The 22,374-nt window shown below is 51.1% G+C and carries 19 protein-coding genes and 2 riboswitches; of the genes, 7 read left to right on the forward strand and 12 right to left on the reverse strand.

Annotation, left to right across the window (positions count from 1 at the left end):
• Positions 1-16 precede the first annotated feature (16 nt).
• Both C4F51_RS14445 and C4F51_RS14450 read left to right on the forward strand, forming a co-directional pair.
• On the forward strand, positions 17-2,032 hold the full coding sequence (locus C4F51_RS14445) for a M48 family metallopeptidase (protein ID WP_235992343.1): 2,016 nt from the start codon (positions 17-19) through the stop codon (positions 2,030-2,032).
• Positions 2,033-2,099: 67 nt separating this feature from the next.
• Complete coding sequence (locus C4F51_RS14450) at positions 2,100-3,377, forward strand: aminotransferase class I/II-fold pyridoxal phosphate-dependent enzyme (protein ID WP_193912612.1); 1,278 nt, start codon at positions 2,100-2,102, stop codon at positions 3,375-3,377.
• A gap of 144 nt (positions 3,378-3,521) precedes the next feature.
• Here the strand turns inward: C4F51_RS14450 and C4F51_RS14455 are convergent, their stop codons facing one another.
• Both C4F51_RS14455 and C4F51_RS14460 read right to left on the reverse strand, forming a co-directional pair.
• A complete protein-coding gene (locus C4F51_RS14455) occupies positions 3,522-3,947 on the reverse strand; it encodes an ExbD/TolR family protein (protein WP_193910985.1) in 426 nt (141 codons plus the stop codon).
• 1,047 nt (positions 3,948-4,994) lie between these two features.
• A complete protein-coding gene (locus tag C4F51_RS14460) occupies positions 4,995-5,435 on the reverse strand; it encodes a hypothetical protein (RefSeq protein WP_193910987.1) in 441 nt (146 codons plus the stop codon).
• A 56-nt stretch (positions 5,436-5,491) separates the two neighbouring features.
• On the opposite strand from C4F51_RS14460, the gene C4F51_RS14465 reads away from it, so the two are divergent.
• Positions 5,492-6,328, forward strand: a complete 837-nt coding sequence (locus C4F51_RS14465) for a hypothetical protein (protein WP_193910989.1) — start codon at positions 5,492-5,494, stop codon at positions 6,326-6,328.
• A 67-nt stretch (positions 6,329-6,395) separates the two neighbouring features.
• Here the strand turns inward: C4F51_RS14465 and C4F51_RS14470 are convergent, their stop codons facing one another.
• Positions 6,396-7,073: a cyclic nucleotide-binding domain-containing protein gene (locus C4F51_RS14470; protein ID WP_193910991.1), complete on the reverse strand. Its 678-nt coding sequence runs from the start codon at positions 7,071-7,073 to the stop codon at positions 6,396-6,398.
• A gap of 333 nt (positions 7,074-7,406) precedes the next feature.
• Here C4F51_RS14470 and C4F51_RS14475 point away from each other — a divergent pair, with 333 nt between their 5' ends.
• Positions 7,407-8,555, forward strand: a complete 1,149-nt coding sequence (locus tag C4F51_RS14475; RefSeq protein ID WP_193910993.1) for a TonB family protein — start codon at positions 7,407-7,409, stop codon at positions 8,553-8,555.
• A gap of 37 nt (positions 8,556-8,592) precedes the next feature.
• Here C4F51_RS14475 and C4F51_RS14480 read toward each other — a convergent pair whose 3' ends face one another.
• From C4F51_RS14480 to C4F51_RS14500, 5 genes are all read right to left on the reverse strand, one after another.
• Entirely contained in the window at positions 8,593-8,934 is a 342-nt protein-coding gene (locus C4F51_RS14480; RefSeq protein WP_193910995.1) for a hypothetical protein, read from the reverse strand.
• Positions 8,934-10,517: a peptide chain release factor 3 gene (locus C4F51_RS14485; RefSeq protein WP_193910997.1), complete on the reverse strand. Its 1,584-nt coding sequence runs from the start codon at positions 10,515-10,517 to the stop codon at positions 8,934-8,936. The genes C4F51_RS14480 and C4F51_RS14485 overlap by 1 nt, the downstream gene beginning before the upstream one ends.
• Positions 10,518-10,747: 230 nt before the next feature.
• Entirely contained in the window at positions 10,748-12,118 is a 1,371-nt protein-coding gene (locus C4F51_RS14490) for a cytochrome c (RefSeq protein ID WP_193910999.1), read from the reverse strand.
• A 12-nt stretch (positions 12,119-12,130) separates the two neighbouring features.
• The gene (locus C4F51_RS14495; RefSeq protein ID WP_193911001.1) at positions 12,131-13,906 is read right to left on the reverse strand and encodes a GMC family oxidoreductase; all 1,776 of its coding nucleotides are present in this window, start codon (positions 13,904-13,906) and stop codon (positions 12,131-12,133) included.
• Between the two features lie 4 nt (positions 13,907-13,910).
• Positions 13,911-14,666 (reverse strand): gluconate 2-dehydrogenase subunit 3 family protein, encoded by a 756-nt coding sequence (locus tag C4F51_RS14500; RefSeq protein ID WP_202987694.1) that lies wholly within the window; start codon positions 14,664-14,666, stop codon positions 13,911-13,913.
• A gap of 334 nt (positions 14,667-15,000) precedes the next feature.
• Positions 15,001-15,086: riboswitch (glycine riboswitch) on the forward strand.
• Positions 15,087-15,193, forward strand: a riboswitch (glycine riboswitch).
• 22 nt (positions 15,194-15,215) lie between these two features.
• On the opposite strand from C4F51_RS14500, the gene C4F51_RS14505 reads away from it, so the two are divergent.
• Positions 15,216-15,836 (forward strand): trimeric intracellular cation channel family protein, encoded by a 621-nt coding sequence (locus C4F51_RS14505; protein WP_193911003.1) that lies wholly within the window; start codon positions 15,216-15,218, stop codon positions 15,834-15,836.
• Here C4F51_RS14505 and C4F51_RS14510 read toward each other — a convergent pair.
• The gene (locus C4F51_RS14510; RefSeq protein ID WP_193911004.1) at positions 15,833-17,182 is read right to left on the reverse strand and encodes an MATE family efflux transporter; all 1,350 of its coding nucleotides are present in this window, start codon (positions 17,180-17,182) and stop codon (positions 15,833-15,835) included. The genes C4F51_RS14505 and C4F51_RS14510 overlap by 4 nt on opposite strands.
• 185 nt (positions 17,183-17,367) lie before the next feature.
• Between C4F51_RS14510 and C4F51_RS14515 the strand changes: the two genes are divergently transcribed.
• Positions 17,368-18,651, forward strand: coding sequence for an ATP-binding protein (locus C4F51_RS14515; protein ID WP_193911006.1), 1,284 nt, complete (start codon positions 17,368-17,370; stop codon positions 18,649-18,651).
• Positions 18,644-19,186: a response regulator transcription factor gene (locus tag C4F51_RS14520; RefSeq protein ID WP_193911008.1), complete on the forward strand. Its 543-nt coding sequence runs from the start codon at positions 18,644-18,646 to the stop codon at positions 19,184-19,186. The genes C4F51_RS14515 and C4F51_RS14520 overlap by 8 nt, the downstream gene beginning before the upstream one ends.
• Here C4F51_RS14520 and rimI read toward each other — a convergent pair whose 3' ends face one another.
• Genes rimI through C4F51_RS14535 form a run of 3 tightly spaced genes read right to left on the reverse strand, consistent with a single transcriptional unit; the run spans position 19,187 to position 22,006 of the window.
• On the reverse strand, positions 19,187-19,669 hold the full coding sequence (gene rimI / locus C4F51_RS14525) for a ribosomal protein S18-alanine N-acetyltransferase (protein WP_235992344.1): 483 nt from the start codon (positions 19,667-19,669) through the stop codon (positions 19,187-19,189).
• A complete protein-coding gene (locus C4F51_RS14530; RefSeq protein WP_193911010.1) occupies positions 19,662-20,456 on the reverse strand; it encodes a hypothetical protein in 795 nt (264 codons plus the stop codon). Before C4F51_RS14530 ends, rimI begins: the two co-directional genes overlap by 8 nt.
• Positions 20,456-22,006 (reverse strand): 2-isopropylmalate synthase, encoded by a 1,551-nt coding sequence (locus C4F51_RS14535; RefSeq protein ID WP_193911012.1) that lies wholly within the window; start codon positions 22,004-22,006, stop codon positions 20,456-20,458. Before C4F51_RS14535 ends, C4F51_RS14530 begins: the two co-directional genes overlap by 1 nt.
• Positions 22,007-22,374: the final 368 nt, after the last annotated feature.

Consider the following 22,374-nt stretch of genomic DNA (forward strand, 5'->3'; position numbering starts at 1 on the left):
GCGGTTTTGTCGCCCGATGCGTAGGTTGGGCGACAAAACCGTTTCTGTTTTTACCGCCTCCGATGGTCTTCGTATGAACTTCTTTGAACAACAGGATATTGCTCATCGCAACACACGTTGGCTGATCATTCTGTTTGGCCTTGCGGTTATTACACTCATCGCCATTACTGCCCTGCTCTTTGCCGCGATGTTTGCCTATCTGCAAACCGGCCATTCTCCTTACGACATTGATGCCGCCCCCGTCAGCTTTGGCCAGCGCGTGCTGAATAATCTGGACTGGTCAATGCTCGGCATTATCGCCCTCTCGGTTTGCACCGTCGTAGGACTCTCCAGCCTGTTCAAATTTTTTCAATTGCGCGGCGGCGGCCGGGTAATTGCCGAGGCAATGGGCGGACAATTAATCAATCAGCAAACAACCAATGCGGACGAGCGCAAAATTCTCAATATTGTCGAGGAAATGGCCATCGCCTCCGGTGCGCCGGTACCGCCGGTGTATTTGATGGAAGACGACGCTATTAATGCGTTTGCTGCCGGGCACAATCCGCACAACGCCGTTATTGGCGTAACACGCGGCTGTATTCGCCTGCTGAACCGGGATGAATTGCAAGGCGTGGTGGCGCACGAATTCAGTCATATTTTTCACGGCGACATGCGTTTGAACTTGCGGCTGGTAGCCGTGTTGCATGGCATTCTGGTATTGGGGCTGGTCGGGCAATACCTGTTCACCAGCGCGCGCTATCGCATGGCTTTTCGCTCCAGCAAAGACAATTCGCCGCTGATCCTCTTCGGTATGGCACTGGTGCTGGTGATCATTGGTTATGCCGGCACTTTTTTCGGCAACATTATTAAAGCAGCGGTCAGTCGCCAGCGGGAATACCTGGCCGATGCATCAGCGGTGCAATTTACCCGTAACCCGTCAGGCATCGCTGGCGCCCTGAAAAAAATTCGCAACCACAGCCAAGGCTCCTTGCTGCACAATGCCCATGCCAGCGAGTTCAGCCATATGTATTTCAGCCAGGGGGTACGCGCCAGCTTTACCGGATTGATGGCCACTCACCCGCCGCTCGACAAACGTATTAGCCGCATAGACAAATCCTGGCAGCCAGAAACCACCACCAGCGCACAACCAACAGCCGCCGGAGATCAACGCACCAGCCAGTTTGCTGGCAGCGCCGCCGGAGCAACGGCCAGCGATACGGCTCAACAGGATGTGGCCAGTGTAGGCACGGCGTCTCCGGAATATCTCAGCAGCGCGCAATCCATTTTGACCACCATTGGCGCCCCGTTGCGTAATGCCACGCAAGACCCGTTTCTCTGCCGCGGCGCATTACTGGGTTTATTTTTAGCAAAAGATACCGCAACAAGAACCGCACAATGGCAGTTACTTGAGCCATTGGTACAACAGGACGCTACCGGTGAATGGCAATCCATCCTGGAACTGGCGGCACAACTGGCTCCCGAGTTGCGCTTGCCGTTAATCGAACTCGCGCTGCCCGGCCTGAAAAAATTAACCGATTCCCAGGTCACCGGTTTCAAAAAATTGCTTGATGATCTGGTGCTGGCGGATAAAAAAATCAGCCTGCAGGAATGGTCATTGCAACGTATCGTCCTGCATCATTTGGAACCGGTACAACCGCAATTTCGCACCCGCAATCTTCGCGAGTTGCGTAAAGAGTGTGAAATATTATTGGCAGCGCTGGCGTTTGCCGGTCACAGAGATGATCAACAGGCGCAGGCAGCCTTTCAAGCAGCCGCCAATGAGCTTCGCCTGTCGGCATTAACATTGCCCAGGCGCGGCCACTACGCGTTAAAAGATCTGGATCAGGCTCTGGCGACACTCAATAGCGTTGCGCCGCTGCAGAAACCACAGCTGCTCAAAGCCATGAGCCGTTGCATTCAATACGATGGAAAAATAACTGTCACAGAACGGGAATTATTACGGGCAATGGCCGATGGCCTGGATTGCCCTATGCCACCGCTGGTTAGCACTGCAACCTTAACAAGCCACGCAAACGCCTTAACGCGCTCGTGAAAGTACCTGACAGAGCAGGTATAATGCTGGCCGTTTTCTGCCCCCAACCATGATGAGGTGAATGACCTTGCAACTGGATCAAGCTACGCCGGAACAACTGCGCCAATGGGAAAGCCAATTGGACGCCGAATATCAGGGTTTTCTCGCCCAAAAACTGAACCTCGATCTGACCCGTGGCAAGCCATCGGCAGAACAGTTGAGCCTGTCCGATGCACTGGACGGTATCCTCAAGGGCAATTACATTGCTGCTGATGGTACTGACACGCGCAATTACGGCGGTCTTGATGGTCTTCCTGAAGCCAAACAGCTCGGTGCAAACCTGTTAGGTGTAGCCGCATCCGACATTCTGGTCGGCGGCAACAGCAGCCTGACCCTGATGTTCCAGGTTATGCTGGCAGCGCATCAGTTTGGTTTGAAAGACAGCGCCAGCGCCTGGAAAAATGAAGGCGAAGTCAGCTTTATTTGCCCGGTGCCAGGTTACGACCGTCACTACACCGTGTGCGCCCAGCTCGGCATTAAAATGATCAACGTTGCCATGACCGCCAATGGCCCGGACATGGATGCTGTTGAAGCACTGGTGAAAGCCGATAAATCCATCAAAGGTATCTGGTGTGTACCCAAGTACTCCAACCCGACCGGCGTGGTGTATAGCGATGAAACCGTTGACCGCATTGCGGCGCTGGGGAAAATTGCCGGTGATAACTTCCGCGTATTCTGGGACAACGCCTACGGCGTGCATGACCTGATCGATAACGCACCGGTACTGGCCAGCATTCTCGAAGCGACCCGTCGCCACAACACCGAAGACTCGGTGATTCAGTTTGCTTCAACATCCAAAATTACCCACGCCGGTGCCGGTGTAGCCTTTGTTGCTGCCAGCGCTGCCAACCAGGCGGGAATCAAAAAATTCCTGAATACCTGCACTATTGGCCCGGACAAGGTAAACCAGATTCGCCACACCCGCTTCCTGCCCGACAATGCTGCACTGCTGGCGCACATGAAGAAGCACGCTGCACTGCTTAACCCGCGTTTCGAAGCCGTACTGTCAGCACTGTCCGGTGCGTTTGACGGCACCGACCTGGGCTATTGGGAAAAGCCGGTGGGCGGTTATTTTGTTTCTTTTGATACCCGCAAAGGTTGTGCGCAGGAAACCGTACGTTTGGCCGCAGAAGCTGGCGTGAAACTGACGCCTGCCGGCGCTACCTACCCCTACGGCAAAGATGCGGAAGACCGCAACATCCGTATCGCCCCGTCAGTACCAACAGTGCCGGAAGTTGTAGCTGCTATGAAAGTGTTCGTGACTTGCGTGAAGCTGGCTTCGGTAAGAAAGCAACTGGCCAGCTGATAAGAACATCCGGGCTGGCGCTAGCGCTCTGGCCCGGCCTCCCGATACTACGGGAGACATGGAAACGGGTAATTCACCTGAATTCCAGGCAATAAAAAAGCCGCTTTGGTTTCCCGAAGCGGCTTTTTTGTATCTGTTACACCATCAATTATTGATAGGCACCAGAACAACAGCAGGGGCATTGGCTTCCTGGGCGGCATCCTGTACAGCAACGTAAGTTGCCGCATTCGCCTTATTGTCAGCCTGAATGATTACTGAGGCTTTCGGCAATTCTGCACGCAAACGCTCAATATTTGAACGCACTTGACGCTCATCAACACGACGCTCACCGGTTTCATCACGGAACCAGATTTGATTGTCGGCAGAGATACGAACCAGGATGTTCTGAGGAGCATCATCTGGCGGAGGGCTGTCATTCTTCTCCGGCACATTGACATCAAGACCTACTTCTTTAACGAACGATGCGGTCACGATAAAGAAAATCAGCATGATGAACACAACGTCCAGCATTGGCGTCAAATCAATTTCGCTACTATCGTCGGCGCTACGGCCTTTCTTTCTTCGACTCACCGCATTTACTCCTCTTTTTATCGGAACGGTATCTGTTTTAGCCCAGCGGTCGGGTTAACTACCAATACTATCAGTTTTTAATATCGACTGACCAATCCTTTATTGGATATTTATGAGTGATTATTGGGTTAACTTTCCCCGAAAAAGACCAAAAACACATTAAAAAACAAACTTAAATTCTATTTAGGAATATATGGTTTGATTGGCTGGTCAGTAAATATCCAGCACCGGCACCTTGGCAACAAGGCTCAATATCTGCCCGAAAAAGATCGCCAGCATACACACTGCCGCTCGCGTTTTTCGACTTTTCCAAAGACCACGAAAACGAAAAGATGTTCATTACAGCCAGGGAAAGATAACGCCTGAACCCCATAAATACCAGAAGGAAGCAGCTTTGAAAAAACAACGACTGTTCCTCCTGCGAAATTCACATAACCAGGATAACTGCTCATGCGTTTGCATCACTGGATGCGACGCGAACAGCAAGAGAAAATAATGCACCCGCCGCCCACAGTAATCGACATCTACGGATCGACCATTGCAACACCTTCCACGCGATAGTTTATCGAGCCGATAATTCAAACCAGCCGGCCAAAGATAACTGATCCAGCCTCAGGAATTTCATCTTCAAAAGCAAAAGTCCGATCATCTTCACCTCGCAAACCCGGCTCAATAATCATCCGCTGGAGCCACTCAAGTGCGAACCAAAAAAAGTTATACATAACGAGCAACAACGCCCTGGCCAATCATCAAAAACTTCACCGCAGTTGTTCGATATCAACCTGATCAGCATTAACCGGTTTGAGCAACTACAGGTAAAAATATTTTGCACGGCTGAAATTGCCAGCTCTCACCAAAATCGGATTTCTCCATCAATTGCCCGGCCAGCAGTTTGTTTACCTTTCCATATTCAACGTTTTTTAAATACCGGCGCACTTGATGCCCACTCAATACCAAAAAATTGGCTGATAATCAGTATCACCTTCAGGCAATATCGATGACTTGCCACTCGGTCATTCACCATTTGAAAAACCAAAGCAGTGGCAGTTACACAGGTGTTTTATGAATGAGCGATGACAATCCAGCCGTTAAAACTTCCAGGGAGTTGTTCATTCGCTTCGCCAGCTTGCAGATCACCGTCGGGACGAATCCACCCTGCACAATCCTCAGCAACCCGGTGCGTTGAAATTTCATGGGTTGAAAGTGCAATTTATAACCGCAACCGGCGGTGAGAAAAAACAACAACACAATCAATATACTGATCATCACGTGGCAAACAAAAATGATGTTTTGCCGGTGGGCTGGCAAGGTTTTGCAAGTTTTGTTCGGCGAGACAAAAGTCGACCAAATTGCGTGAATAAATAGAACTTGAAGCTCAAGTGGTAATTTCGGACCCAATTCCCCCTGAAAATTCAAAAATCGGGATTTTTTTATACCATTTGAACGTAAAAAACTTGAATTTTTTCCATAAAGTTTTAACTTATGCATGTTGTAGGTTTTCATTCACTTAATCGATTTTTCGAAAAAAATAAAGGAATCTCATCATGGCTGCACGTCAAGCTAAAGCGGTTGATACTGTTGCGAATTTAGAACAGCAGTTGACCCAGTTGAAAGCTCAGTTGGCAAAAGCGCGTGTCGCTCAAGCTGCTGATGCCCAAAAAAATGTTACTGCCTTAACCAAAGATGCAGCTAAAGCTGTTGCATCCCTGAAAGCAGCACAAACCAAACTGGCCGCTGCTGCCAAGAAAAAGACCCCGGCTGCCGCGAAGCAAACCGCTGCTGCCAAAGCAGATGCTGCCAAAGCAAAACAAGCTGCTGATGCTGCCAAGAAAGTAGTTGCTGAAGCGAAGAAAGAATTGGCTGGCATCAAATCAGCCAATCGTCTGGCTTCTGCTCACGACAGAGCATCTGCCAAAGCGGCTGCGGCTGTTGCCAAGCGTTTGAAAGCGGCTGCTAAAAAAGCGGCTGCCAAGCAGAAGCTGGTAGATAGAAAAGCGGCTGCCAAAGCCAAACTGGCTGCCAAGAAAGTTGCTCTGCGTGAAAAAGCAGCAGCTAAAAAAGCGGCCCTGAGAGCACGAGCTACCGCCAAGAAAGAAGCTGCAAAGCAAAAAGCAGCTGATAGAAAAGCAGCTCTGAAAGCTAAAACTGCTGCAAAAAAAGCAACCGTTCGCACCAAAGCACCGGTTGCGCGTAAAGCTGCTGCCCCTAAAGCTGCTGCTACCACCACTGCACCAGCCGCTAAAAAGCCGGTTGCTCGTAAGCCAGCTGTTCGCAAGCCGGCCGCTGCTAAAGCAGCACCAGCTGCTGCAGTAGCTGCAAAAGCTCCAGCCAAGCGTGGCCGCAAGCCAAAAGCTGCTGTTGCCGCTGCACCTCAAGCCTGATTTTCATCAGAGCAATAAAAAAGCGCCTCAGGGCGCTTTTTTATTGTCTGCAAGAAATGCCTGGGTCTCAGGTAAGATCTTTTTCTCCCACCAGCGGCACATTGTCGATCGGTGCACCAAATTCGGTATTCCATTCCAACAACAGCAACGCCAGCGCGTGAGCCTGGTCATGCAACGCCTTTAGCTCTTCCGGCGTATCTTTTGCGCCCGTGTATAAACGAACCTGCCGGTGGCGGTTCGCCAGTGCATGCTGTAAATGTTGGGAGCGATAGACTTCCAGTTTCCAGCGCAAGTTGTGCACGGTATTTCGATAATAGGCGAGCTTGGTTTGCAAATTGATAGGGCGAGTGTCGGTGAGCTCACCAAAAATAGAACAGTCAGTCGCAAAAACCATGGACTCCTTACTGGCGGCGTCAGCCACCAGCGTGGCAGTGCGCGGCTGTCCAACAAGGCGGGACAAATCCCCGAATACCTCACCGGGTGTAACGTAGTTGATCAGTTCACCCTGCCCCAATTGATCAACATAAACGGCCAGACGTCCTTTTAATAGAAAGTACATCCAGTTGTCTGCATCCCCCCGCTTGAGAACAATATCGCCAGGCTGATAGGTCACAATACGGGATGATTGCAGCAGTAATTCGAATTGCCATGCATCCTGCTGGCGAACCGTCTTGAAGAAAGGGATAGCAGAGAGCAGATGTTCTACTGTGTCTCTGGCAAATTTTTGCAACGGTTTAATTTCCATCGTATTGAATAGACCCCGTCATAATGGGTAGGTCACCGAAAAAAACGGCTTGTTCATCGTGCATTCCTTCACCGTTAAGCAGTGCATATGGGAACAACAATAGTACGCAAGCCGCATTACGGCTGCCAGCGATTACTCTACGTTTTAATGTGTGATTGCTTCAGGTTTTGATTTAACACAATCAGGATGATGACCTTAAGGTCACATTTTCGTAAAACACGCGACACTAATATATTATACTGCGCCAACGGTCAGATAAATCCAATAACCCCGTTAATGGAAAAACCCAGGCAGTAATGTCTCAGAATCTTAAAATAATGAGAGATACATCATATGTTGTTGAAAATGCCCTGGCGCACATTGATGTGCGCAACCCTCGTGTGTGTTGGCGCTTTTGCTCATGCGGCTCCCTTGTTGAATGGTATTTCGGTTCATCAGGAGCTGGGTAACGAGCAATTTATCGGCGCGCTTTATTCTGAAACTCTGAGTGATAACGCAGATACCCTGGTCAGCAGCGCTGTTGCCAAGCGCATGGAGTTAAAAGTTGTTGCCGCAGATGGCCTTGCCGTACGCCGCTTCAGCCGCATGTGGATTGAGGGGATGGCGATCAATAACAACAGCAATATTCTTACCGCCCAGGCCGATAATATGGTGCGGTTCGACGGCCTGTTTAAAGGCCGTCTGCAAAAAAACGATCACATCGTAGTTTCCATGACGCCAGGCGAGGGCGTTTCCATCACCATCAACGATGTGTTGCTGGATAACATTGCCGATGATCAATTCTTTCAGCTGTTGCTGAGCACCTGGATTGGCCGGGTACCACTTTCATCGACCTACAAAGCCGATCTTTTAAAAATGGGCGACGTTGCCAGCAACCTGCGCAACCGCTACGACGCTATTCGCCCGGATCCATCGCGCAATCGCGAGATTGCCGCATGGCATACACCGGAGCCGGTTTCCTCCTCCAGTTCTTCCTCTGCTGCTGCGATAGTGGCCCGCTCATCCGCCGCGCCTTTGCCGCCGGCCAGAGTCGAGTTACCCGCATTGGCAGCACAGCCGACGCCAGCCGTTTCAAGCCAGGCCAGCTCTGCGGTTCCGCCCGCACCGCCAGCGATGGCGGTAGCATCAGCGGCTGCCGTGGAAGAGGAGGATGACGATCTGCAACCGGCATTGACTACCGAGTCGCTGCTGGCGAGACAGTTTTACGTTTCTGACATGTTAAAGAAAATTCGCTCCAGCGTGAGATACCCGCGCAGAGCCCAGGAACGCAATCAGGAAGGTGGGGTTCGTATCGCCATCACAGTAGATCAACAGGGCAGTATTCGCAGCATGTCGTGGATAGAAGAAAGCCGTTATGATTTATTGAACAAGGAAGCATGGGAAGCCGTGCAACGGGCTGCGCCCTTCCCCGCGATTCCCTCATCAATGAACGTACAATCTTTCGAGTTTTCTGCACCCATCACGTTCGAAATGCGCAGATAAAAAAGCAATCCCGGCACGGACAAGGTGCCGGGATTTTTCAGTCTTGCGCTTCAGATTCCAGCGTTTCCAGCAACGCCCGAATTTCTTCCAGACCTTTGCGAGTAAACAGAAAACCGGATCGATTGATGCCGGTAAACTCGCGTTCCTCAATTTCCAGACATTGCTCTCTCAGATTGTGCAGAAAAGGATCGTGACGTAACGGCAGGGCGGAGAACAAACGCCAATCGTTTTCGGTGGCTTTACCATCCAGAACCAGGCGAAAAAGATTGGCGACGTTGTTGCGGGTTAACCGGTAATGCGGGCCTTTGGCCCACATTAAAACCAGCACCACGCCGACAAAAACTACGATGGTTAATATCAGCGTGATGATTTGCACCATTAGTGTTCCCGTGTGGCCCGGAACACCACATCCGGATGACGTTCCTGGGTAAGCGAAAGATTGACTCGCGTTGGCGCCAGGTAAGTCAGGTGCCCACCGCCGTCAACCGCGAGGTTGTCGGAACATTTGCGTTTGAATTCCTCGAGTTTTTTCGAGTCGTCACATTCGATCCAGCGCGCCGTTGCCACGTTGACCGGCTCGTAAATCGCCTCCACCTTGTATTCGTCTTTCAAGCGATAGGCAACTACCTCAAATTGCAGCACCCCCACCGCACCGACCACGATATCGTTGTTGTCGACCGGGAAAAATACCTGGGTGGAGCCTTCTTCAGCCAATTGCTGCAAGCCTTTTTGCAGTTGTTTGGTTTTCAGAGGATCTCTCAGGCGAATGCGGCGAAACAGCTCCGGTGCAAAGTGTGGAATACCGGTAAATTTCAGTTCTTCGCCGTCGGTGAAGGTATCACCGATTTGAATGGTGCCGTGGTTGTGCAAACCGATAATGTCGCCGGCCACGGCTTCTTCAACAGCACTGCGGTCACCGGCCATAAAGGTTACCGCATCGGCAATTTTAATATCCTTGGCGATGCGCACATGACGCATCTTCATACCCTGATTATAGGTGCCCGAACAGACGCGCATAAAGGCAATACGGTCGCGGTGTTTGGGGTCCATGTTGGCCTGAATTTTAAAAACGAAACCGGTAAATTTTTCTTCTTCGGCGGCAACTTCCCGTTCATTGGTTGCGCGGCTGCGTGGTGTAGGCGCCCACTCAACGAAGCCGTCGAGCATTTCGCGCACGCCAAAATTACCCAGCGCCGTACCGAAAAATACCGGTGTCATGCGGCCTGCAAGATATTCTTCAAGATTAAATTCATTGGTGGCGCCGCGCACCAGTTCGATTTCTTCGCGGATGTCATCAATGTAACCGCCCAGCAATTGCGCTGCTTCATCGCTTTGCAGACCTTTGATCTGAATATCGTCAGGGATGGTATGACCTTTACCTTGTTGATAGACGTGGATGGTGTCGGTGTAAAAATTGTAAACGCCTTTGAATTCCTTACCGGTGCCCAGCGGCCAGTTGATCGGCGAGGCAGCAATTTTCAGCACGGTTTCAATTTCGTCCAGCAGCTCGACCGGGCTGCGACTTTCACGGTCCATTTTATTGATGAACGATAAAATCGGTGTATCACGCAGGCGACAAACTTCCATCAATTTGATGGTGCGATCTTCAACACCTTTGGCGCCGTCGATCATCATCAGCACAGAGTCAACCGCGGTGAGGGTGCGATAAGTATCTTCAGAAAAGTCTTCGTGCCCGGGAGTATCCAGCAGATTTACCACGCGGCCTTTATAAGGAAACTGCATGACCGATGAGGTCACCGAAATTCCACGCTCCTGCTCCATGGTCATCCAGTCGGAACGCGCATGAGGGCCACGCTTGCCTTTCACCGATCCCGCCAGCTGAATAGCGTTGCCCCACAGCAGGAGTTTTTCAGTAATGGTGGTTTTACCCGCATCCGGGTGCGAGATGATGGCAAAGGTTCTGCGTTTAAGAACTTCCGAGCGAAGCGAGGTGTTTGACATTGATTTCTATCTTCCAGGTAAGGGCGATTGCAGAAAACCGATCAAGACGCCCGAAGAAGACTCTTTTACCGATAAATCTGTCATGTTAATCATAAAAGGCGCACATTTTCGCCGATTCAACCGGCAGAAACAATCAAGCGATTTGTTAAATGCCTTTTCGGTGCCATTCCCGGTGATTTCAGGAAAAATAAACACCCGGCTACGTTATAGCGGCGCGCTGCTTTTACCCCTTACCGACGATTGTTGCTCTCAATAACCGCCCGTTCCTGTGCCGACATCTCATCCAGCATTTGACGAACCTGTATTACCTGATCCACCGACACAGGGTTGGCTTCGTTGCCCCAGCTGTGGCGAATAAAGGTGGATAGTTGAGCAACTTCATCATCAGACAAGCGCCAGGCAAACCCGGGCATGCCCAAATCGGACGGTGCTGTTCGCGTGGACGGCAAGCGGCTGCCAGCAAGAATAACGCGAATCAGCGATACCGGATTTTCCGCCAGCACCGAAGGGTTTCCGGCGATGGTGGGAAAAACACCCTTGTGGCCCAAACCGTTGGTGCGATGGCAAGCCGCACAGTTATCGACAAATAACTCGGCACCGCGACTTTCTTCCACACCCGCTGCCAATGCCTCGGCAGTGGATGGGTCAGCCTGATAAAACGACGTGCTGATATTGGCCGGAGACAGCTGTTTTAAATAAGTAGCCATCGCGTGCAAATCGTCATCGTGCAGATGCTGGGTGCTGTGTAGCACTACATCACTCATGCCATGTCCGAGTACGGCATATTCATCATTGCGCCCGCTTCGCAGCGTGTCGACAATATAAGTGGATGGCCAACGTCCCAGCCCATCCGCGTCGTCACTTCGTAAATTAACCGCCAGCCAGCCATCAATGATCGGGCCGCCGGCAAGGAAATCCCGGCTATGTTCCCAATAGGCTTTTTCTTTCATCGTCCACGAACGTGGCGTATGACAGGAGCCACAATGCCCCAATCCCTGCACCAGATAAGCACCGCGAGCGATAACCGGATCTTCATAAACCGGTGCTTGTTGCTGCCATTGAGCGGGGGTAAGCGCGAAAGCTTTTCGCCATACTATTAAAGGCCAGCGCATGGAGAGCGGCCAGGGAATATCGACGTTTCGATTCGCTTGCGCCACCGGTGAAACACCGTGCATAAAGTAGGCGTAAAGGGCTATCAGATCTTCATCGGTCATGCGCGCATAAGACGGAAAAGGCATCGCCGGATATAAGGCATCACCGGAGGGTGCAATGCCGTAACGCACCGCCCGGTCAAAATCATCCAGCGTGTAATGACCAATGCCGCTTTCCTTGTCTGGCGTAATATTGGTGCTGTAAATAAGACCGAGCGGTGATTCAAGCCCAAAGCCCCCGGCATAACGCTGCGCGCCCGGTGCGGTATGGCAGGCTACACAATCACCCGCGGCTGCCAGATATTCACCGCGCTCAATCAGTGAGGCATCGGTGAAATTGATATGACTGGCGTCGAGTGATGGCGTTTTGGAGGGCAGCAGCGCAACCGTCAGCACACCCGCAATAATCAACACGCTGATAATCAGTAATCTGCGAAGCCGTTTTTTCATTACGGATTCTCCTTATGCCTGAACCAGCGGGCCGGGATTTTTCAGATATTGTTTACAAATTGCATCGGCCGCCCAATAGGCCAGACCACCTACAAGACCGGTCGGGTTGTAGCCATTATTTTGCGGAAAAGCATTGGCGCCAATGGCAAACACATTGGCAACATCCCAGGATTGTAAATAGCGATTGAGCGCAGAATTGCTTGGACTATCACCCATGATCGCGCCGCCGCAGGTGTGGGTACTTTGATACTGGGTGGCGTTATAGCGGGCGCCCTCTTTTTTCGATTCGCCGGTCATCGCACGCGGGTTGAGCACACGACTCATTTGCAAGGCTTTATCAACCAGAAATTGTGAAGCCTTGATTTCGTTATTGTGCCAATCAAACGTCATGCGCAATAAAGGGCGCCCGAAGGCATCCCGATATTGAGGATCAAGATCAAGATAGTGCTGACGATAGGACATGCAAGCGCCCTGCACTTCAAAGTAAAACGTGTGTCGAAATGAGTCCGCTACCGCACGCTTCCAATCACTACCCCATGCCGGTGTTCCCGAGGGAACCGGAATACCGCGCACCGGGCCGGCGCCAGGCTGGCGCGCCCAAATAATACCGCCGCCAACAAACCCGGCAGCGGCGTTATCCAATTGTTTGCCATTCAGATCATCAAAGGTTGCACCACCGCCACCAATTCCCATGAAGCCATTGGCCTGTACATCTTTATTAAAAAACAACACCACACGATTCAGGTTTTGATAGGAATAATTTTTGCCAACCGTGCCCTCGCCGGTTTCCGGGTTGTAAGGTTTGCCAATGCCGGACAGCAGCATCAGCTGCACGTTGAAAAGAGAGAACGCACAAAGCAAAACGATATCTGCCGGCTGTTCAACTTCTCGCCCCTCGGCATCAAGATAGGTTACGCCGGTTGCTTGTTTGCCTTCGTCATCAAGATTCACTTTGAGTACGTGCGCATGGGTTCGTAATTCGAAATTTTTTCGTTGCCGCAACACCGGCAAAATACAGGCGTTAGGGCTTGCCTTCGAGTAATTCAAACACCCGTAATCGCTACAAAAGCCACAAAAATTACACGGCCCCAATTGGCAACCGTAAGGATTAACATAGGGCCCGGAGGCATTGGATGCAGGAATCGGATAGGAGTGATAACCCATCTCGCGCGCCGCTTTATGAAACATTTCTGCACCGAGATAATCGGCATTGGCGCCGAGGGGATATTCCCGTGAGCGGGAACCTTCAAAGGGATTTCCACCCTGTTGCACCACGCCGTTAATGACACCGGCTTTTCCTGATGTGCCACATACGTATTCGTAGTGATCCAGATAAGGCTCCAGTTCCTTGTAGGAAACCGGGAAATCCTGAATCGTCATATCGTCCGGAATAAATTTGCTGCCATAACGCTCAGCCATGCTGGAGCGGAAATTCATGTCTTCCGGTAGTGGTCGGAAATGACAACCGGACCAGTGCGCGCCGGCACCACCAACCCCCGTGCCGGGCTTGAAGGAACCCATTTGTCGAAAAGGCACCGCGGTATCATTAATGCCGTGGCGAATGGTAAAAGTTTCCTGCCCGAGGCTTTGTAAAAAGCGCCGGTGTACCGAGCCTTCCAATTCATCCACAACCCGTGGATAGGCAAAATCCGGTTGGGTGTCACGATCAGGGCCGCGCTCCAGCGCAACCACATGCAAACCTTCATCGGTTAAACGTTTCGCCATAATGGCACCTGTCCAGCCCATGCCGACAATCACCGCATCCACTTTCTTTTTTATTGTCGCCATCGCATCAACCCCGCTTTCCGGATAAATCAACGGGCGGCAAGGGATAAGCACGATCCCGCACGCCGACCCAATCGAGGTAATCGGCACGCATGCCCGGATAACCAATCATTTTCCAGGCGCCCATATTTTTATTGCCGCCGTGTAGCGGGTCAGAAAAATAACCGTTACGGGTTTCAGCGAGCAGCTGGGAGAAAAACAGTTTTGCGCTGATATCTTCCAGCTCCAACTTGCCGCCTTCCGCCGCTTTCAAAATATCGGTTTGCTGTTCAGCCGTAAGGTCGGAAAAGCGTTTGCCCGAAAATTCTGCCAGACAATATTTTTCGATAGCGGCAATCCCGATTTGTATTATTTCCCGCAGCGCCAAACGCCCCTGGTAACCGAACTCGGACAGCGAATCAATAAAGGGGCCTTGCCGGTACCAGATATCACCACTGGCATAAGGGGTTTGCATGTGACGATCAATAAACTCCGGCACGCCACTTTCAAGCGCGCCTGGACCAATATCATCGGCCGGGATCAAACGGTCGCAAGCCGCCAGAAGAAATGCCCACTCCAGAGGTTTGAAAAATGTTGGCTGGTAAGGGCGCGCATCCGCGGGGGTTTCAGAAGACGGGTTCCGCTTTGCATCGGTATCGCCCGTTGCTAGGACGCTACCGGAAAGAGTTACCGCCGGAATCAGAGAGAGAGATGTGCGCAAAAAATTACGACGCGCAACGCTTTTATCGTTATCGCTCGACATACCAACCTCTTGTGCCAACACGGTTTGTTTTCCTGTGTCAGCCGGTTGAAACCGACTGCAAGGTTATTTGAAAGCTATTTGCCCCTCATCAGCTGCAGCCCCCGGGTGCATTACCACGCTGATGCCGATTTACCGACCCACGCAAGATCGGTTCCGCCTCAATAGCGCGCTGCACCCGGGTTTTGGAAACAGGTGTCTGGAGATAGCTTTTTGTGATTAACAAGTGCGTTTTAAAGCATAGTCCGCTTTTGCCGGTCGATCCTTTACTGGCGTCAAAGAGCGCTTTGCGGGGTATTTAAAGGCGGTTTTCAGAAGGCGGGTAACACTGGTAGCGCAAGCGGATTACTGTATAATCGCCAGCCTCGCAGGAGAGAGAGGTTTATCCTCCGCCGAAGGCGCAAACTCCCATAATCGCTCAGGCAAATATACTGCGACACACAGATTTCGCCGTCTGGAGAGAGGTTGACTTGATCAATCCACCGAAGGGGCAAGTTATCAACAGGTGTTGGTGACGTAAACTCTCAGGTACCCGGGACAGAGGGAGAGGCGCTACGTCCGCAGGAGATCTGTGTGCTGACCTATATCTATATTATTGCTATTACTGCTGAAGCCATGTCTGGCGCGCTGGCCGCCGGCCGCCGCAACATGGATATGTTTGGCGTGAGCCTGATCGCATTTATCACCGCGTTGGGTGGTGGTACCGTCCGCGATATGTTGCTGGGCAACTACCCGGTCACCTGGACCCAGCACTCTGCCTATATTTACCTCACCATTTCTGCCGGCCTGTTTACCATGGTCGTCGCTCGCTATATGCACCATTTGCACAAAATTTTTCTGGTTCTCGACGCCATGGGGCTTATCGCTTTTACGGTGATTGGCTGTAACGTTGCACTGAAGCTGGAATACTCAACGCCGGTAGTGATTATGGCGGGGATTACCACGGGTATTTTTGGCGGAATTTTGCGGGATATTTTATGCAATCAAACCCCGATGGTGTTGCATAAAGAACTCTATGCGAGTGTCTCGTTACTGGTGGCGGTATTGTATTTGTCGTTGCGCAAATTCGGGGTCGATCACGATCTCAACCTGCTGGCATCGTTTACCGTGGGGCTCTCGTTGCGGCTGGCGGCTATTCGCTGGTCCTGGTCGCTGCCGGTGTTTTCCTATTCACCGGAACGCTGGCACAACTAGCAAGCCGGCGTGCTGGCCACATACCGGCGCAACCAGAACCAGCCCCAAATACCAATGCAGAAATTGGATAACATGGTGGCGACAAATATCCCGGTCAGCCCCCACAAATGCTGACCGAGAAATGCCAGCGGCAGAAACACAAACAACACCCGCCCGGCAGATAACGCCATTGCAGGCCAAGGGCGCCCCATCCCGTTAAAAGCCGCATTCACAGACATAATGATGCCGTAGGCGCCATAGCTGAACGGCACCAGGCTGAGATAAAACACCACCACCGGGATAACCGCTTCGTGGTCAGTAAACAGGCCCGCAAGAAAGCGTCCGCTCACCAGCAGAATCAACGCCAGTAATAACCCCCAGGCAAGACAAAACCCGGTTAGCACCCGAATCGCCTCTCCAAGACGGTCGTATTTCCCCGCCCCGAGATTCTGCCCGAAGAAAGGCCCCACCACCCCCGAAAGGGCAAAGAAAACAATCAGGGCCAGCGGTTCAATTCTTACCGCAATGCCCAGCGCGGCTACCGCATCCGTACCATAACTGGCCACCATGGCGACCACCATAGCGCTGGCCAGCGGCACGATAACGTTGGCGGCCATGGCCGGCACACCCACATGAATAATCGCCTGCCAGGAAGGCTTGAGCTCTTGCCAACGGATAAACGGATTCACCAGCAAACCCACACGGAACAGCAAAATATACAGTGCGACCAGCAGCATCAAAAACCGGGTAATGAGCGTCGCCCAGGCAGCGCCCTCCAACCCCAGGGCCGGGGCGCCCAGCAAACCAAAAATAAGAATAGGATCGAGAATGACATTAAATAAGGCTGCCGAGCCCATGAGATAGCCCTGCACGCGGCTCATCCCCATGGCGCGCAGCGCCGCCAGACAAACCATAGGCACAATCAGGCAGGGAGCGCTGAATAGCCAGATCGACATATAGCCACGAATCAACGGCATCAGGTTGTCGGTGGCACCGAGCAGGCGAAATAGCGGGTCTATCAACAGCCAGCCGGTTATACAAACCAGCACAGAAATACCGAAAGCGAGTGTCATAGCGTCGGTAGCCAGACGCCTGGCCATAGACGAGTTACCCTCGCCAATGGCGCGCGAAACAGCAGATGAAGTGCCGGCACCCAGGCCAATGCCGAGGCTGGTCAATACCATTAAAACCGGGAAGGTAAAACTCAACGCCGCCAGCGGAGCACTGCCCAGACGGGCGATAAAGAACACTTCGACAATATTGAGGGTCATGGTGGCAGCCAATCCCCACACCATCGGCACTGCCAGTTCTTTTAATTGCGTGGATACCCGTCCTTCTATCAAAGTGGCGTTAATGGTGGGTTCCATGAAGGGAAAACAGCCTCTTATCAAAAGCGAATCTGCAGGACAGGCGAATTGGCAGTATACACCACCCCAAAAGACAAATTACTTTGCCCCTGCGACAACGTGTCACAGGTTTATCAATTAATCCCGGTTTTTATTCCGGTTATAATTCGGCCATTACCGGACGTAGATGATGAGCGCCACTTTCTATGATGCAGACTATTCTTGCTTATCGCAGCGCCCCCGAGGCACATCTTCGCCATCTGGTGTTTATTCGCTTTCTGGTCATCGGCGGCTTATGGCTTGCTATTGTGGGCAATCTGCTGTTTTTTACGCTGCCGCTTGCCACCGCGCCGGTGGTTGCCACTCTCGGTGCTCTCACCCTTGTTAATGTGCTCACCTGGTTGCGCATCAACAAAAGTTTGCCAGTTACCGATATTGAACTGTTTATTCAGCTGTTGCTGGATGTTTGCTGCCTTTCAATTCTGCTTTATTACTCCGGCGGCGCCAATAATCCGCTGATCTCTTACTTGCTGGTGCCCATCTGTCTCGCGGCGGCAACCCTGACTACCCGGCTGGTCTGGTTTGTGACACTGCTGTGCCTGACCATCTACACCTTGCTGCTTTTTTTTCACATAGAGCAACCGCTACTGTCGCCCCATCAACATCATTCACACACTACCGACACACTCAATTTTCACATCCTGGGTATGTGGGCGATTTTTTCGGTTAGCGCGCTGTTGATCAGTTATTTCGTCAATCGTATGGCAAACAACTTACGCACCCAGAGCGATTGGCTAAAACAGCGTAACGAAGAGGAAATGCGCGATGAGCAATTAATGGCGGTGGCAACGCTGGCGGCAGGCACCGCCCATGAGCTGGGCACCCCGTTGTCGACGATCAAACTACTGCTACATGAAATGCAACAGGATGCAGAAAATCAGGCTTTTAAAGATGATCTTGTTATTTTGTCGACGCAGGTAGAGCAGTGCTCCAGCATTTTGAAACAGCTGGTAACCAAAGCCGATCAACAATTTAATGGTGAATTGCTCGCCGTGCCGGTGCGGCTATTTTGCCAATCCATTATTGATCAGTGGAAACTGATGCGACCGGAAGTGAACAGTAGATTGACATGGAACTCACCGGACAATGGCCTTCAGGCTGTTTTCGACCCCACCATCAAACAAGCCATTTTGAACCTGCTGCACAACGCCGCCGATGCCAATCCGGATAACGTTGCGGTAGAAATTGAGTGGGATAATCTCAAGATGCGTTGGCAAATCGATGATGACGGCCCCGGAATTCCCCAATCGTTGCAGGAGCAACTGGGCAAAGCCTTTGTTACGACCAAAGGAAAAGGCCTGGGAATAGGTTTCTTTCTTACCAACGCCACGGTGAATCGACATGGCGGAGAAATAAAACTGTTTTCCCGATCGCCGCACGGCACCCGCACTGAATTAACTGTGCCACTTACAGGGCAACTCAATGACTGACACCGCACAAAATTTTATGATTGTTGAGGATGACCCGGTATTTGGCATGGTGTTGCAACGTGCGCTATCACGGCGCGGTTTCAACGTTCATCACGCTCCGGACATGGCAGCCGCATTGCAGCTGTCACAACATCACCAGTTTGATAAAGCGGTGGTCGATTTAAAGCTGGAACAGGAATCGGGGCTGACGGTTATCGCTGAACTTAAACTGCGACAGCCGGCTATGGAAATTGTGATGCTAACCGGTTATTCAAGCATCTCTACTGCCGTGGATGCCATCAAACTGGGGGCGATTAATTACCTTAGCAAACCGGCCAATGTGGATGAAATTCTGGCGTGTTTTGAATCGGTAGCGGCAGTGGCAACTGATGACCAACAAAATATCAGCTACGCGTCTGTCGAAAGGCGGGAGTGGGAATATATCCAAAAAGTGTTATCGGAAAATGAAGGCAACGTGTCGGCAACCGCTCGTTGCCTTGGTATGCATCGCCGGACGCTACAACGTAAATTGCAAAAGCGCCCGGTCAAACAATAATTACAGCTGTCGCGCCATCAATAATGCGTCTTCATGCCCATTCACGGTCGGATAATAATTTTTACGGTGCCCCACCTCAAAAAATCCTTCTGCGCTGTAGAGCTCAATAGCGCGATGGTTGGACACGCGTACTTCCAGAAATAACATATCCGCATGTGTCTCCACAGCCTTCACCGCATGCTCGAGCATTTGCCGCCCCAGCCCCTTGCGCTGCCAGGTCGGCGCAACAACAACATTGAGCAACTCTGCATCACCACCACCATGAGCCACCACGATGTATCCGCGAATTTCATTGTTAACAATAGCCAGCCAGCATTTTTGACGCCCTTGCAAACAGTCTTCAAAGCTGGAACGTCGCCAGGGGTGAGAGTGCGCTTTTCGCTCTATATCCATCACCGTATCGATGTCTTCTGCGGTAATAAGCCGATAGGTGATTTCATTCGTGGTGTTGGCGAAAACATCGGAAGGTTGCATTTCACTCATGCGATGAAACTCTTAAACGTTGCCATAATTTTTTCTTGTGGTTGGGGTCTTCCAGAAGCTCGACCAGCGAAGGAACAACCCAGGCAGTAACACCGCCAGTCAGCTCATAATGCTGCCAGAGAGATTCTTCATAAGTCCCCGTTGACACATTCGTGTAACGCCAGGCAACTTCGCCCATTACCAGCAATTTATTCACTGCATGCTTTTCATGCGCCACTTCAATCCATACAGAAAGCGCATCTTTTGCATCTTCTTCCGTCTGATGAGAAAACGTATTTTCAGCAAAAGGCCAATGCCAAACCTCCTCAACACCGGTACGCAAAGGCTTCTGCCATAGCGCCTGAATAATATTATTCAGCAACGCCGCTGTAGGAAGTGCAGCTTGAGGCTTGCGGGAGTCAATCACCAGCCAATCATCGTGGCTGTACCACATGCTCAATGAAAAGGTTACCGCTGGCCGAGTGATCGGGATAACTTTTTCAGGAGTCAAAGCCGCCGAGGAATCTTTTATTTCCCGGGCTGGAGGTGTTTCAACCAGACTTTTGAACACCCGATCAATGGTTTGCGCTGTTTGCTCAAGAGTAGTGGCAGACAACGGAAAATCGGCAACGGCATCGTCCAAACCACCATCAACAATAGCCGTCTCATTGAAGGATGTACTGCCCTCCACCGTCGCCTGGGGCAGCTCACACAACACCGGTAATGGTGCCACGTCAAACTGCATCAATGGCATATAGCTATCAATGCCCAGTGCAGCGAGATACCGTTGGCGACGAAGTTCCTGCATCAAATACCAGCCTGATGCGGGTGTGGTTTAATATGATGGTCCTGCATAAGATTCAATGCATGCAAATAGGCTTTTACAGATGCAACCACAATATCCGTGTCGGCGCCTACTCCATTAACAATCAGACCATTCTTTTCAAGACGCACGGTAACATCGCCTTGTGAGTCGGATCCCTGGGTTATTGCATTCACCGAATACAGCTGCAGAACGGCACCGCTTTGAGCAACGCTTTCAATAGCTTTAAATGCTGCGTCAACCGGTCCGCTGCCGGTGCTGGATGCAGCCTTAAGCTGTTCACCCACCAACAGAGACAAAGTCGCTACAGGTAACTGCCCTGACTTACTGACCACTTCCAGTTCGGCAAGCTGAATATTATTGCCTTCCGATTCCACACTGCTATCAGTTACCAGCGCTTGCAAATCTTCATCGAAAATTTCGTGTTTTTTGTCAGCCAGCGCTTTAAAACGTATAAATGCTTCGTTGAAAAGTGCATCACTTTCAAATGTCAGCCCAAGCGCAGAAAAGCGGGCTTTTACGGCGGCTCTACCGGAATGTTTGCCGAGCACCAATTTGTTAGTATTCCAACCAACATCTTCGGCTCTCATAATTTCATAGGTTTCACGGTGCTTCAGGATTCCGTCCTGGTGAATGCCGGACTCATGGGCAAAAGCATTGGCTCCCACAATGGCTTTGTTGGGCTGCACAGGGAAACCGGTAATACTGGCAACAAGACGCGAGGTAGGCACGATATGGGATGCATCAATATGCGTCTCAACCGGCATAAAATCTTTACGGGTTTTCAACGCCATAACAATTTCTTCAAGCGCTGCGTTACCTGCGCGCTCACCCAGGCCATTGATCGTACACTCAATTTGCCTTGCACCATGCATCACCGCAGACAGCGAATTTGCTACTGCAAGCCCGAGGTCGTTATGGCAATGGGTTGAAAAAATCGCTTTGTCCGCATTGGGAATCGCCTGTAACAAACGGCCAAACATCGAACCGTATTCATCGGGAACCGCATAACCAACGGTATCCGGCAGATTAATTGTTTTCGCGCCAGCGGTAATGACGGCATCAATAATCCGACACATAAAATCAAATTGGGAACGGCTGGCATCCTCCAGCGAAAACTCTACGTCATCGGTGAAATTTCTCGCCAGTTTTACCGCCGCAACAGCCTGTTCAAGAACCTTTTCCGGCTCCATTTGCAACTTATACTGCATGTGAATCGGCGAGGTTGCGATAAACGTATGGATACGCCCTGAATTTGCCGGCTTGATTGCCTCCGCGGCACGTTCAATATCCCCTTTGACCGCGCGGGCCAAACTGCAAACGGTGGAGTCTTTGATGGCCTCAGCCACAGATCGAACAGCTTCAAAATCACCCTGGCTGGCAATTGCAAATCCAGCTTCAATGACATCGACATTCATTTTTTCCAGCATTTTGGCGATACGAACTTTTTCGTCCCGGGTCATTGATGCACCAGGGCTTTGCTCACCATCACGCAATGTTGTGTCAAAAATAATCAGTTTGTCTTTTGCAGCCATTTCAGCAACTCTCCAAAAAATCCGGCAATCAAAAACCGCATTATATGCTATTCAGGCGAGACGCAGAAAAGTCAATCGCTTCTCATACTGACTATTGAGATGCCAGCGTGAGGCAAAATGCTGAGGTTCTTCAGTTTAAGGATGAGGAAACTCTGGAATCTAACGGCTTATCTGTCTTGTTGAATTGGCCAATTAGTATCAACCAGAGGAAGATATGAGATTGAATCGGGAAACGATATGAAATTTCGGGTAAAAATTGAAATACCTTAACTTCGTAACGGTAAAAACACAGGCGGTAGGGAGGTATGCGGATAGAAGGTATTCAAGAAGAGGTTGCTAGCAAAACGGAGCGCATTATTTAGTCACGG

Origin of the sequence: Cellvibrio polysaccharolyticus, assembly GCF_015182315.1 — a bacterium.
GTDB classification, from domain to species: domain Bacteria; phylum Pseudomonadota; class Gammaproteobacteria; order Pseudomonadales; family Cellvibrionaceae; genus Cellvibrio; species Cellvibrio polysaccharolyticus.

Bases quoted from the DNA above. Each gene is read 5' to 3' on its own strand.
- C4F51_RS14445 (WP_235992343.1), top strand. From the start codon at position 17: ATGCGTAGGTTGGGCGACAAAACCGTTTCTGTTTTTACCGCCTCCGAT.
- C4F51_RS14460 (WP_193910987.1), bottom strand. From the start codon at position 5,435: ATGCATAAGTTAAAACTTTATGGAAAAAATTCAAGTTTTTTACGTTCA.
- C4F51_RS14465 (WP_193910989.1), top strand. From the start codon at position 5,492: ATGGCTGCACGTCAAGCTAAAGCGGTTGATACTGTTGCGAATTTAGAA.
- C4F51_RS14470 (WP_193910991.1), bottom strand. From the start codon at position 7,073: ATGGAAATTAAACCGTTGCAAAAATTTGCCAGAGACACAGTAGAACAT.
- C4F51_RS14475 (WP_193910993.1), top strand. From the start codon at position 7,407: ATGTTGTTGAAAATGCCCTGGCGCACATTGATGTGCGCAACCCTCGTG.
- C4F51_RS14480 (WP_193910995.1), bottom strand. From the start codon at position 8,934: ATGGTGCAAATCATCACGCTGATATTAACCATCGTAGTTTTTGTCGGC.
- C4F51_RS14485 (WP_193910997.1), bottom strand. From the start codon at position 10,517: ATGTCAAACACCTCGCTTCGCTCGGAAGTTCTTAAACGCAGAACCTTT.
- C4F51_RS14490 (WP_193910999.1), bottom strand. From the start codon at position 12,118: ATGAAAAAACGGCTTCGCAGATTACTGATTATCAGCGTGTTGATTATT.
- C4F51_RS14495 (WP_193911001.1), bottom strand. From the start codon at position 13,906: ATGGCGACAATAAAAAAGAAAGTGGATGCGGTGATTGTCGGCATGGGC.
- C4F51_RS14510 (WP_193911004.1), bottom strand. From the start codon at position 17,182: ATGGAACCCACCATTAACGCCACTTTGATAGAAGGACGGGTATCCACG.
- C4F51_RS14515 (WP_193911006.1), top strand. From the start codon at position 17,368: ATGATGCAGACTATTCTTGCTTATCGCAGCGCCCCCGAGGCACATCTT.
- C4F51_RS14520 (WP_193911008.1), top strand. From the start codon at position 18,644: ATGACTGACACCGCACAAAATTTTATGATTGTTGAGGATGACCCGGTA.
- rimI (WP_235992344.1), bottom strand. From the start codon at position 19,669: ATGAGTGAAATGCAACCTTCCGATGTTTTCGCCAACACCACGAATGAA.
- C4F51_RS14530 (WP_193911010.1), bottom strand. From the start codon at position 20,456: ATGCAGGAACTTCGTCGCCAACGGTATCTCGCTGCACTGGGCATTGAT.
- C4F51_RS14535 (WP_193911012.1), bottom strand. From the start codon at position 22,006: ATGGCTGCAAAAGACAAACTGATTATTTTTGACACAACATTGCGTGAT.